Consider the following 12,721-nt stretch of genomic DNA (forward strand, 5'->3'; position numbering starts at 1 on the left):
TTTTTTAAAATAATAAACCAAAATAATATGGCTTGTGCCGGATGTGGTACGGGTGCAGATGGGAAGCCGGCGGGATGCAAGAGTAATGGAGGTTGCAGCAGCGGAGGCTGTAACAGGTTGAATGTTTTCGACTGGCTGTCCAATATTCCCTTGACTGATAGTTTAGCACCATTTGACATCATAGAAGTAAGTTTTAATAACGGTAGTCGCAAAGATTTCTTCAGGAATTCCACCAAACAGCTTTTCGAAAAGGGCGAAATGGTGGCGGTTGAAGGGGTCAGCGGTTTTGACGTGGGTATGGTGAACCTTACCGGGGAACTGGTAAAGCTGCAGATGAAAAAACGCCGGGTGGAAGATACCCCCGAGGTGAAAAAGCTGCTGCGCCGTGCCTCTGCGGAAGACATGAACCGCATGTCTGAAAACAAAAAACGCGAAACCGAAGCGCTTATCAAAGCCCGGGCAATTGCCCGGAGCATAGGCCTGGAAATGAAGCTCGCAGAAGTGGAGATCCAGGCAGACGGCCGTAAGGCGACCTTCTTTTACACGGCTGACGACCGCGTGGATTTCCGTGAACTGATCAAGATATATGCCTCCGAATTCAGGGTGAAGGTGGAAATGCGCCAGATAGGCGCCCGCCAGGAAGCCGGGAAAGTAGGCGGTATCGGCAGTTGCGGCCGGGAGCTTTGCTGCTCTACCTGGCTTACGGATTTTAAATCGGTGAACACCACCGCGGCGCGTTACCAGAACCTCTCTATCAACCAGGCCAAGCTTTCCGGCCAGTGCGGCCGCCTGAAATGCTGCCTCAACTACGAGCTGGATACTTACCTGGACGCCCTTAAAGATTTCCCGGACGACTGCGACCTGATCGAAACTGCCAGCGGCAATGCTACCTTGCAAAAACGCGACATTTTCAAGAACCTCATGTGGTATTCCTACGACAACAGCAATAAACAATACCCGCTGACCATCACCCGCGTGAAGGAAATACGCCAGCTGAACAGGCAGGGCGTTAAGCCGGAAGAACTGAAAGCCGTTGAGGTAGTTACCTCCAAACCTAATAAGGACGTGGATCTCGGCTTTGCCGACGTAGTGGGCCAGATCAGCCTCCGCTCCCTGGAAAAAGCTTCGCAGAAACGCAAACAGAAATCCAAAGAGAAACATAAGGAGCAACACCAGAAAGACAGGCCCAAAGGTGGTGGCGGCCAGCAGCAGCCCGCACAGGCTGGCGGTGCCCAGCAGGGCCGGCCTCAGAAGGAACAGCGCCCGCAGGGCGACCGCCCCCCGAGGCAGGAACAAAAACCCCGCGGCGAACAGAAACCGCGCAACGAACGGGGCGAACAAAAGCCCCGCGAAGGCGCTCAGCCTCGTGAACCACGAGGTGACCAGAGAGGCGGCGAACCGCGAGGCGATCAAAAGCCCCGCAATGAGAGGGGTGAACAGCGCCCGCCCCGCGGCGAACAAAAGCCCCGCGAACCACGCGAAGGCGGACAGCCGGGAGCGCCTCGTCCACAGGGCGGCGAGCAGAAGCCCCGCGAACCCCGTGAAGGCGGCCCAAAGCCGCAGCAGCAGGGCGGCGGAGGTCAGCGTAACCAGAACCGGAACCGCCCCCCGCGGAAACCGGACAATAAACAACCGGATAACAAACAATAAAACAGTTATTGTTCCGTATATAGTAGAGGCGCTCTTTGCAGCGTCTCTACGTTTTATTACCCATCATGATCGGATTTCCTCCCCGATACGGCACCACCTACTCCCTTGAAAACCGCAGCTCAGCGGAGCAGCTTACCATTTTCTGGCTGGCCGTGGAAAAAATGGACTGGCAGGTCAGCGAAGTAACGCCCAACAGCATCACCGCCTTCACGAATTTCAGCCTTCGTTCCTGGAACGAACAGGTCAGCATCCGCTTTGCGGCTGAAGAGATCGGCCTGTTCAGCGTTTCCACCGGCGTACAGGTGCTCGATTTCGGAAGGAACAGGCAGAACATCAAACGGTTGCTGAAAGCGGTTGCTGCAATTGCAGCGGAAACAAGCGCTGAAACTCTGGAAGAAATTTACACGGAAAGGCAGCAACGCATCCGGCCGGAGGGCGAAGCCATCCACCTCACCCGCAGCAGGCAGGTGGTAGCCGGTTTTATGCAGGTGTTCAGGCCGGTGAAAGGATATTACATCACCCCGATACTGATCGTGCTGAACGTATTTATTTTCCTGCTGCTTACCAACAAATGGCTGTTCCCCGCCAGCAGCGGCTGGGCGCCGGACCTGCAGGTGCTGGAACAGGCAGGCGCCAGCTTCAAACCGCTTACGCTTTTCGGGGAGCCCTGGCGGCTGCTCACATCCGGTTTCCTGCATGCGGATGTGCTGCACCTGTTCTTTAACATGTACGGCATCATGGTATCCGGCATATACCTGGAGCCCTTGCTGGGCCGCTGGCGTTTTTTGCTCGTGTATCTTTTATGCGGCATCATGGCCAGCCTTACCAGCCTCTGGTGGTACGACATCACGCCCACGCTCGGCGCTTCCGGCGCAGTGTTCGGGCTTTTCGGCTTCATACTTACCCTTTCGCTGCACCGCTTCCTGGAACCGGGCGAAAGAAAAGCGCTGCTCACCAGCATCGGTCTGTATATCGTGATGAGCCTTTCCACCATTTTCCTCTCCACCAACTTCGACCATGCCTCTCATATCGGCGGCCTGCTCTCGGGCATGCTGCTGGCCCAGCTGCTCTACCCCGGCCTGCAAAAGAACGCCGCCCGCAACGTCATCGTACGCAGCACGGTATTGGCGGCCACACTGGTGCTGGCCGTTATTGCGGCAGTGTACCTGCTGCTGCCCCGCGATGTGAATGATTATATGGCCAAACGCGCCCGGCTGGACGAGAATTACATCCTGGCTTCCGGCGTATACCACGCCCGGAATGATGAGGAAAAAATGAACTGGCTGAAGAACTACGCTATTTATTACATGGATGAGAACCTCCGCATTATGGACGAAATAGACAGCCTATCGCTGAGCTTTGATTCAAAGCGGCAGAATAAGCTGCTGCGCAGGCTCTACAGCACCCGCAGGCAGATCTTCACCTGGAACTACCGCACGCTCCACGAAGGCCGCAACAAATACGACGCACAGATCATCAAAGCCGTGCATGAGCTGGAAGAAATGCACCGGCAGCTCAATTACTGACCTTATTTTTCGTCCTGGAAATAGAGCTTGTAGTAGTTCATATTCCGCTCTTCATCGTAGCCCCGCTCGATCATTTCGCGGTTGCCATGGATGTATACGTGGAAGTTCTTGTCCAGCTTGAGAATGCTCTTGAAGAACTTTTGCTGCTTTTTTACAGCGGGATTGGAGATATCGAATTCATCGGGTACATCCAGCCGGTGTTCGTCACGGAAATGCTCGCGGTAGTTGCGGAAAGCGTCCACCGCGTCGGGGTGGCCGAGCACTTCTTCCGCAAATTCATCCATCTGGAACTGTTCTTTTTCCTTGAAATAGGTCGCGGATTTTTTGAGCAGCTCGATCTGGTCCACCCGGTTCATTTCAAACTCTTCGGGCAGCTTCTGCTGGATGAACTGCTGGCAGAGCGTCACCATCGTTTCTGTCTGGTGATAGCTGTCTGCCTTCCTTTCCACCTGCAGGAACGCATCTTTCCAGTACACGGCCTCGTTCTTGCTGTTGCTGTCCACAATGCTCACCTTGTACCCTTCTTCCTGCCCGATGTTGAACACCAGGCAGCCTTTGTCCAGCTTGTTGATATTAATACCGTCGTCGTAATTTAGCTCGTAGTTCTCGTCGGAAAGATACACTTTGAGGTAGGTGTCCCGGTTCTCCGACTTGAAAATGCCGACGGCTTCCACTTCTTCGCCGTCTACCTGGCATTTGGAAAAATGGACGATGTACAGCTCCCCGCCTTTGATCTTGGGGTGGGTAGACACTTTATAGAGATGTTTGGCGATGTTGACGGATTGTTCCTGGAAGCTTTCATGATCTTCGAAAATGAGGCTGCAATACTTGAAAACCTCGTTCAGATGGAGGTCTGCATCGTGGGTGAACCTGAAATACTCGGCATTGTTGGTAAATGGCTGGATGAAATAGCTCAGCAGCAGGTTGCCGATGGTTTCATCCTTCAGTTCCAGCGGCTGCTGCGAGAGCACCAGCGGGTCTTCGTTGGAGGCGTTCCCCACCTTATGGATCGTAAGCCTTTCCAGGTCTTTGATATCTGATACGTGAATCATACGGGCTGCAAATTAGGGGAATTGCAGGACAAGAAGAAGGCTGCCTTTGAACCGGGCAGCCTTCTTCTTTTTATAAAATGAAATAATGATCTAGGTATTCAACCCTCCGCAAACGCTCAGCACCTGGCCGGTTACGTAAGCGGACATTTCGGACGCGAGGAAGAGGCATACATTGGCAATGTCTTCCGGCGAGCCGAATTTGCCCAGGGGAATTTTGTCCAGGTACGCTTTCGCGCCTTCCCCGTCTTTCAGGTAATGGGTCATGTCCGTTTCCACGAAACCCGGTGCCACAGCGTTCACACGGATGTTGCGGCTGCCTATTTCCTGGGCAATGGATTTGGAAAAACCGATGATGCCGGCTTTGGACGCTGCGTAGCTGCTTTGGCCCGCGTTGCCTTTCATTCCGATGATGGAGCTCATATTGATGATGCTGCCGCTTTTGGCTTTCATCATCGGGCGCATCACCAGCTTGGTCATATTGTATACGCTTTTCAGGTTCACGTCCATCACTTCGTCCCATTGTTCGGGGCTCATGCGAAGCAGGAGATTGTCTTTCGAAATACCGGCGTTGTTCACGCAAATGTCTACTGTACCAAACTCTTTCACCACATCGTTCACCAGCGCTTCGCATTCTTCAAATACGCCTGCGTTGCTTTTATAGGCTTTTGCTTTCACGCCTTTTTCCGCGAGCCTGGCTTCCAGTGCTTTTGCTTTTTCATCTGAACTTACATAGGTAAAAGCAACATTGGCCCCTTCTTCTGCAAATTTCAGTGCAATAGCCTCCCCGATCCCGCGGCTTGCTCCCGTTACGATGGCTACTTTGTTGTTAAGTAATTTCATTTTTGACTGATAGGTTTTAGCTTTAGTATGATGGACGAAGGTAATGGAAATTATCCCTCCGCCTGGTGTTTTCCAACAAACCGGAGGATCTCCTCCAGTACATTTCTTTCGTTGTTGAGGCGCGGAACTTTATGCTGGCCGCCCAGTTTGCCTTTGCTTTTCAGCCATTCGGTAAATGTGCCCTGCGCCATTACATGAATGGTGGGGCGGCACAAAGCGATGTCCTTATGGCGCTTGGCTTCGTAGTCGGAGTTGATGGCCTTGAGCGTAGTATCCAGCACGGTTACGAACTGCCCCAGGTCCGCCGGCGCCTGCTCAAACTCGATCAGCCATTCGTGGCCGCCGTTGCCGCTTTCGCTGAAGTAGATCGGCGCCGCGGTATAATCGTTGACGATCGCCCCGGTGGCTTCGCAGGCTTTGGCAATGGCATTGTCTGTATTATCCACGATCAGCTCTTCGCCGAACGCGTTGATAAACGACTTGGTTCTCCCGCTCACGCGTATGCGGTAAGGCGCCATGGATACGAACTGGATGGTATCGCCCACGAGGTAGCGCCAGAGGCCGCCGTTGGTGCTGATGATAAGGGCATAGTTCTTCCCGGCCTCCACTTCATGCAATTGCAGCGTACGCGGAAATTCTTTACCATATTCTTCCATCGGCATGAATTCGTAGAAGATGCCGTGGTTGAGGAACAGCAGCAATCCATCTTCGCCGATCACGTCCTGCGCGGCGAAGAAACCTTCGGATGCGTTGTAAGACTCCAGGTAATTCATGCCCGGCTTGCGGATCAGGCGTTTGAACTGTTCGCGGTAAGGCGTAAAGCTTACCCCGCCGTGCATGTACACTTCCAGGTTGGGCCAAACGTCCGCCAGGTTGTCGGTGCCGGTGAGTTCAAATATGCGTTTGATGAGCACGATGGTCCAGGTGGGAACACCGGCTATGGAAGTAACGTTCTCGTGTATCACCGCCTGCGCCATGCGTTCGATCTTTTCCTCCCACTCGTCCATCAGGGCGATGGAAAGGTCCGGCGTGCGCACGAGGTTGCCGTAAAAAGGCATGTTTTGCAGCATCACGGCGCTCAGATCGCCGAAATAGCTGTCGCTTTCTGCGGATAATTTATTCACCTGGTGGCTGCCGCCGATCACCAGCGATTTGCCGGTAAGCACATCTGAATCAGGGAAGTTGTTGTAATAAAGGGAAAAAACGTCGCGGCCCGCGCGGTAGTGGCATTCGTCGAGGCTTTCAACGGAAACGGGGATGAACTTGCTTTTGTCTGCCGTGGTGCCGCTGCTTTTGGCGAACCATTTGATGGGCGTGTTCCAGAGCACGTTCTGCTCCCCTTCCATCACGCGCTGGATATAGGGTTTAATGGATTCGTAGTTGTGAACGGGGACCCTTTGCTTGAATTCGTCTATTTTAAAAATATTGGAAAAGCCGTACTGTTTGCCGAATTCGGTGTACTGGGCCGCGCTGAGCAGGTTCTGGAACACCTGCTGCTGTACCTGCAGCGGGTATTGCATGAAGTGCTCTATGCGCCCCATCCGTAATCTGGCTAGTTGTGACAGCGCTGGACTTAAAATCTTCATACCAGGTTTTAACTAGGGTTTGATAGTGATTATTGTTTTGCTGCTTCGTCCAGGTAATCTTTCCTGCGAAGTACGAAATTCTGGCCAAGATACACTTTTCTAACCTGTTCGTCTTCTGCCAGTTCTTCCGCGGTGCCGGCCTTGAGTATTTTGCCTTCAAACAATAAATACGCCCTGTCTGTAATGGAGAGGGTCTCCTGTACGTTGTGGTCCGTAATGAGGATGCCGATATTCCGGTATTTGAGTTTGGCCACGATGCCCTGGATATCTTCCACGGCAATGGGGTCGATGCCGGCAAAGGGCTCATCCAGGAGGATGAACTTGGGGTCTACCGCCAAGGCGCGGGCTATTTCCGTTCTGCGGCGCTCGCCCCCGCTGAGCACGTCTCCCGGGCTTTTGCGCACATGCTGCAGGCGGAATTCGCTAAGCAGCGTTTCCAGCTTTTCCTTTTGTTCGGCCTTTTTCAGCTTCGTCATTTCCAACACGGCAGCGATATTGTCTTCCACGCTCAGCTTCCTGAACACGCTGGCTTCCTGCGGCAGGTAACCTATCCCCATCTGCGCCCGTTTGTACATCGGCAGCTTGGTAATATTCAGATCATTGAGGAAAACCTCCCCTTCATCGGGCTTTATGAGGCCCACCACCATGTAGAACGTGGTGGTCTTACCCGCCCCATTGGGCCCCAGGAGGCCCACGATCTCACCCTGCGTAACCTCCACCGACACGTGGTTTACCACGGTCCTGGCCCGGTAACGCTTAACCAGTTGCTGCGTATGTATTCTTAATGCCATAAGTTGAATCTGAGCAAAAATAATAAAATCGGCGAATGGACAAGGTTTTCACCCGGTCAGATGGAATATTTTAACCATTTATTTGCTATTAGATAAATAGTAGGGGATATATTATTTTTGCGAGGTTTTTAAAGATAACTCCATATATGAAAGTTACGGAACATATTGCGCAAGCCAAGGGAACATTAATTTCCTTCGAGATTCTGCCGCCCCTTAAAGGTAAAAGCATTGAATCCATTTACGACCACCTTGACCCGCTCATGGAGTTCAAACCCTCGTATATCAATGTGACCTACCATCGCAGTGAGCATATGTTCAAGAAACGTGCAGACGGCTCGTTCGACAAAGTGGAGATCCGCAAGCGCCCCGGTACCGTGGGTATTTGCGCGGCCATCATGAACCACTACCAGATCGATGCCGTGCCTCACCTTATCTGTGGCGGGTTTAGCAAGGAAGAAACGGAAAATGCACTGATCGACCTCAATTTCCTGGGGATAGACAACGTGCTGGTGCTCCGCGGCGATGCGCCGAAGAACGAAACCTTCTTCGAAGCCCATCCCAACGGTCACCGCTATGCGTTAGAGCTGCTCCAGCAGGTAACCGCCATGAACAACGGCATCTACCTGGAAGACGACCTGATGGGCGGCATCAAAACCAAATTCTGCATCGGCGTGGCCGGCTACCCCGAAAAACATTTCGAGGCGCCCAACCTGCAGACGGATATGGCTTACCTCAAAAAGAAAGTGGAAGCCGGCGCCGATTACATCGTGACCCAGATGTTCTTCGACAATAAAAAATTCTTTGACTTTGTAGCCAAATGCCGCGAAAACGGGATCAATGTACCCATTATCCCCGGCCTGAAACCGCTCACTACCCGCAAGCAGCTGATGGTACTGCCCCGTACTTTCCATGTGGATATGCCGGAAGACCTGGCTACGGAAGTGCAAAAATGCAAAACGGATAAGGAAGTGGAAGTTGTAGGCACGGAATGGCTCCTCCAGCAGTCGAAAGAACTGAAGGCCGCGGGCTCTCCCGTACTTCATTATTACACCCTGGGTAAACCGCATGTGATCCAGCAGGTAGTATCCGCCATCATTTAACGGTACTGCCTTCCGGCAAATAAAAAAACCATTGCGTTGACACGCAATGGTATAATTTCCCTATAACTGTCACACCTTTGTTTAGAACTTATTGGTGATGTATTGCTGATATTATGACGCGGGTAAATTCACTTACCCCTATCAGCAGGCAAAAAAAAGCGGGACTGTTTCAGAACAGTCCCGCTTTCCATTTTTTATAATGTTATCAGTAATCTTCCCTGCTGAAAAGAAAACCCAGGCTTATGCCTACGTAGCGGTTCTTGCTGGAAGTAAGCTCCTGCCGGTCGATATCGGTAAGGCCCAGGCTATAATTCGCGCCCAGCATCAGGCAGCTGAAAAATTCGTAGCCTATGGAGAAGTTCGCGCCTGCATCCCAGGGGTGCATCCGCAGCACGGCCAGGTTATCGTTGTTTTTGCGGGTAAACTGCACGTCCTTCGAATTCCTGGATATGGTGCGCCCATCCTGCATGATATTATAAGAATACCTGCCATTCAGCCCGTACGCGATATAGAGGCCTGCTCCCGCAGTGATCCTTCCTTTCCCTAACGGGTATTTATACACGATGTTCAGGGGGAATTCGAGGTAATTTAACCGGAGGCGGTTTCCATGCGGGATGAATATTCCCGAAAGCTCCGCTTTGGGATCCGGCGTTTCTTTCAGCCCTGTACCTTTGGTGATATACCGGAAGGCTGGCTGGAGGTACAGGCCCGGCGTTAACGGCACGTCCAGGAAAAGTTCCAGGTGCCAGCCATGGTAAGCCTCCATAGAGCCGCCGGAAACAGAAAAGATGCCAGGGGCTTCCCCGGTAATATGCATGTTGGATGAGTTGTACCCCGTACGGATACCCAAACTGACCTGGGAAGATGCGGGTGTTATACAGCTAACAAGCATCGCCAGCAACAGCGCGATAGTTCTCATGAAATCGGTTTTTAATAGGGATCGCCTTGAAGCTATAGGAGAAAGTAACGGGGTATATTATGCGCTCGCACAGACAGGTCTCTCACAGCTAATATAAATGCGGCGTAAACATACAGCAAACTTTCTCGATTTCACAACTTGCTGAAAGTGAATTGGGCAGGAATCATCAAAAAATAACGTTGAACTGTCGGTAATTCAGGATCATTGGCGAGAAAATAACGCTGAAGCGCCCGTCATTGTTCATAACGGGCATAAAAAAACCGGCAGGAAATGCATAAAAGTAAACCTTTATGCATAACCCGCCGGCCTATTGAATAGTTGCGATGAAAATGCGGATTATTGTCCGCCGAATTTGTAACCGACAGTAATACCAAATGCGGTATTCCTGTAAGAGTTATCGCTGTCCCCGTTGCCGCGGAGGTTGAGTAGGCCAAGGTCTGTGAACAGGCCGAAGTTCAGGCCCATGGGTAATTCATACCCTACCTGGAAGTTCGCGCCGGCGTCAAACCTTTTCATTTCACCGTTTTCGTCACCGAACTCGATGTCGTTTTCCACCACGGAGTTGCCTACCACGGTTTCGCCTTTACCGCTTAAACCAACGGCAAGGTAGGGGCCGAGGCCAATGAACAGGTTACCGTTGCCTACTTCAGGTTTGTACATGAAGTTGATCGGCAGCTCAAGGTAGTTGATACGGGTTTTCGTGTCAAATCCCAGCACTTCCTGTTTTCCGCCTTTACCTGTATACAACAGGCTGGGCTGGATGTAAAATTCATCTGCCAGCTGGAGGTCCGCCGTAAGGCCGGCTCTGAACCCTACCAGCAGGTCGCTGGTCTCCTTATCCCCGTTTACTTTGTAAGTGTAGCTCGAAAAGCTAGGGCCTGCCACAATCCCGAATTTGGTCTGGGCAAATGTAGCGCCGGCTATCAGCATGGCTGCAACGGATAAGAGTGCTTTTTTCATGTTTTGCTTTTGTGTTTTTGAAATTTATATGTCAGGATGAAATGGTGTTCCTATAAAAAACTCTCTTTTGGCAAAATTGTTTACCTGGTGCCGCCAAAAAGATAACCAACGGAGAAGCTCCATACACGGTTCTTACTCTTGTCGGAGCGGCTGTCGTCCGACCCGGAATAGATCTTACCGAAGCCCATGCCGTACTGCGCGGATACCAGGAAGTTGCCGAATTCGGCGCCGGCCAGGAGGTTACCGCCATAGTCGAATCTTTTGTACTTGTCATAACCCTGGTTGGGGTCGCCTGAATTCAGGGGGGTGTCGTCGTCCCACTTGATGTTGGATTCGCCGTTGCTATGCACACCTGCTACAGTGGACTCATATTTGTTCTTACCCGCTACCCCGAATGCCGCATACGGACCCACACCGAGGAAAAGCTTCGTATTCTGCCCTACGGGGATCTTACCAACAAAGTTTACTGGAATTTCGATGTACTGGGGATTGGTGGTGGATTTGAAATAAGCCACATCTCCAGGCTCGCCGCTTTCAACTTTTGTACCCTTGCCGGTGTAGAACACACCCGGCTGGAGGGAGATTATTTCAGAAAGCGGGAAATCCGCGATAGCGCCTACATGGAAAGAATTCAGCGCCCGGCTGTTGTCTGTGCCGCCGCTGTTGGTGTTGGTAACATTAGCGATGTTCCAACCGCCTTTTACACCTACTCTAACCTGCGCCATCGCCGCTACCGATAAACCGATAGCCATACATGAGAGAACAATCTTTTTCGTCATAACCTAAGGTTTTGGTGATGACGGTATAAATCCAAAGACTGTGCCAAAGGAGAAATTGCTATTCCTATCAAGCTGAAAATGAATTGCTTGCAAACAGCTGTTATAGGTTACTGCCGCTTAGCGCACGTTGCAGGAATTCATCTAACTGTGTGACGCCAAGACGTTTGGCCAGTATTTTTTTATGCTCATCCAGCAGGTACACTACCGGTGTAGCATACACATCATAGAACTTACGGTAGTTGCTTTTATACTCCGGATCCCAGGCGTGTATCCATCCTTTGAGGTGTTTTTCCCGGATAAATTTCGTCCATTCGTCCTTCGTGCCATCTGTTCTCACGCCGTACATGGCTACGCCTTTTTTCTTCCAGCTGGCGTTGAAGGCGGAATCCAGTTTAGGCACTTCCGTTATACAATGGCCGCAGGTGGGGTCCCAGAACACGACAACGGTGTATTTGGATTTAATGTCGTACAGGGATGCGCGTTTGGCGGCAGTGTCCTGGAGCACCAGCGGCGCCGCCTGTTGTCCGATCAGGTTGGGCGCAATGGTCACCGCCCGCTCGATGATCTTGTTCTTCTGTTCTTCGCTCAGCCAGTAAGCGTCCCCTTTCATATAATATTTTTCCACGAGGTGCACGAACACGGCGTCCATGCCCATAATGGAGGAGCTTTCATAATTTCGCGTGATCCACCACAGCACAAATTTGAAACTCTCTTTATCTTTTTTTGTTTTCGCGATAACCGCGTCCGCTTCCAGGATCACAGAATCCGGAACGGGGGGAACGAGCTGGTTGAAATACCGGTCCAGGCGGGTTTCCAGCACGGGCGTGCGGGCCAGCCTGCCGTCCGCCAGGTTCACTTCTTTCCAGTAATTGCTTTTATAAACGCGGTAAGGGTAGGTTGAATCGAGCGAACCGTCCGCCTTTTTAGGCATTGGCGGTATGGCCGGCTCGCGCATGGCCTTGAAAATACTGGCCAGCAGCGACTGCGGGTGCTCCGTTACCACGCGGCCCCGGTAATCCTGCAATTGTTTGCCGAACGAATCCATAAGGGGCCGCACTTTGGCGGAATCTTCCGCGGTACGGGCCGCGGCCAGCTTCTGCTGTATTTCGGCGGAGTTCTGCGCTATGAATTTGTTGTAATTGCTGAACATGGTATTGTCCGGCGAATTTTTGAATTCGGTGCCGGTGACCAGGTTCGCCGTGTCCGCCACGATGGAAAAGCTCTGCGTTTTATCCAGCAGTATCTCGAAATAACGTTGTTTGCCGGGTAACACGATCAGGTAAATGCCCCCTGGCTGCGTTTCCCCGCCTTTCAGCACGGCAGTGCCGTCAGGGCCGATCTGCGCGGAATCCATCACATAGGTGGTTTTCCCCATATAATGACCGAGATAGACGGTTCCGGCCTTGTATCCTTTCAATTGTACAGCGATATTATAACCCTGTCCGTGCAGGGCCGAAGCGCCGCCAAGGCAGCAAATAAGAAGATATAGCAGTTTTTGCATAGGTGCAATAAAAGTAA

General features: G+C 51.9%; 11 protein-coding genes. 3 read left to right on the forward strand and 8 right to left on the reverse strand.

The genetic code is table 11. The features are described from left to right. Positions 1 to 150: 150 nt before the first annotated feature. Positions 151 to 1,650 (forward strand): regulatory iron-sulfur-containing complex subunit RicT, encoded by a 1,500-nt coding sequence (gene ricT / locus ACTJIK_RS01935; protein WP_440644580.1) that lies wholly within the window; start codon positions 151 to 153, stop codon positions 1,648 to 1,650. Between the two features lie 65 nt (positions 1,651 to 1,715). After that, positions 1,716 to 3,176 carry a rhomboid family intramembrane serine protease gene (locus ACTJIK_RS01940; RefSeq protein ID WP_440644581.1) on the forward strand — a complete coding sequence of 487 codons (1,461 nt, stop codon included), beginning with the start codon at positions 1,716 to 1,718 and terminating at the stop codon, positions 3,174 to 3,176. A gap of 2 nt (positions 3,177 to 3,178) precedes the next feature. On the opposite strand, the gene ACTJIK_RS01945 is transcribed toward ACTJIK_RS01940, so the two are convergent. The 4 genes from ACTJIK_RS01945 to lptB form a co-directional block, all read right to left on the reverse strand. Continuing rightward, entirely contained in the window at positions 3,179 to 4,228 is a 1,050-nt protein-coding gene (locus tag ACTJIK_RS01945) for a nucleoid-associated protein (protein WP_440644582.1), read from the reverse strand. A gap of 90 nt (positions 4,229 to 4,318) precedes the next feature. After that, on the reverse strand, positions 4,319 to 5,068 hold the full coding sequence (gene fabG, locus ACTJIK_RS01950; RefSeq protein ID WP_440644583.1) for a 3-oxoacyl-[acyl-carrier-protein] reductase: 750 nt from the start codon (positions 5,066 to 5,068) through the stop codon (positions 4,319 to 4,321). A 50-nt stretch (positions 5,069 to 5,118) separates the two neighbouring features. Further along, positions 5,119 to 6,654: a GH3 auxin-responsive promoter family protein gene (locus ACTJIK_RS01955; protein WP_440644584.1), complete on the reverse strand. Its 1,536-nt coding sequence runs from the start codon at positions 6,652 to 6,654 to the stop codon at positions 5,119 to 5,121. Positions 6,655 to 6,683: 29 nt separating this feature from the next. Next, entirely contained in the window at positions 6,684 to 7,445 is a 762-nt protein-coding gene (lptB, locus tag ACTJIK_RS01960) for an LPS export ABC transporter ATP-binding protein (RefSeq protein ID WP_440644585.1), read from the reverse strand. A gap of 146 nt (positions 7,446 to 7,591) precedes the next feature. Here lptB and metF point away from each other — a divergent pair, with 146 nt between their 5' ends. Next, the gene (metF, locus tag ACTJIK_RS01965; protein ID WP_440644586.1) at positions 7,592 to 8,545 is read left to right on the forward strand and encodes a methylenetetrahydrofolate reductase [NAD(P)H]; all 954 of its coding nucleotides are present in this window, start codon (positions 7,592 to 7,594) and stop codon (positions 8,543 to 8,545) included. Positions 8,546 to 8,750: 205 nt separating this feature from the next. On the opposite strand, the gene ACTJIK_RS01970 is transcribed toward metF, so the two are convergent. From ACTJIK_RS01970 to ACTJIK_RS01985, 4 genes are all read right to left on the reverse strand, one after another. Next, a complete protein-coding gene (locus tag ACTJIK_RS01970; protein WP_440644587.1) occupies positions 8,751 to 9,464 on the reverse strand; it encodes a porin family protein in 714 nt (237 codons plus the stop codon). Between the two features lie 336 nt (positions 9,465 to 9,800). Next, positions 9,801 to 10,424, reverse strand: coding sequence for a porin family protein (locus ACTJIK_RS01975; RefSeq protein ID WP_440644588.1), 624 nt, complete (start codon positions 10,422 to 10,424; stop codon positions 9,801 to 9,803). Positions 10,425 to 10,504: 80 nt separating this feature from the next. Next, positions 10,505 to 11,203 (reverse strand): porin family protein, encoded by a 699-nt coding sequence (locus tag ACTJIK_RS01980; protein ID WP_440644589.1) that lies wholly within the window; start codon positions 11,201 to 11,203, stop codon positions 10,505 to 10,507. A 100-nt stretch (positions 11,204 to 11,303) separates the two neighbouring features. Next, the gene (locus tag ACTJIK_RS01985) at positions 11,304 to 12,704 is read right to left on the reverse strand and encodes a redoxin domain-containing protein (protein ID WP_440644590.1); all 1,401 of its coding nucleotides are present in this window, start codon (positions 12,702 to 12,704) and stop codon (positions 11,304 to 11,306) included. Positions 12,705 to 12,721 lie beyond the last annotated feature (17 nt).

This window comes from Chitinophaga sp. 22620 (assembly GCF_052044405.1).
In the GTDB taxonomy this organism is placed as follows: Bacteria; Bacteroidota; Bacteroidia; order Chitinophagales; family Chitinophagaceae; genus Chitinophaga.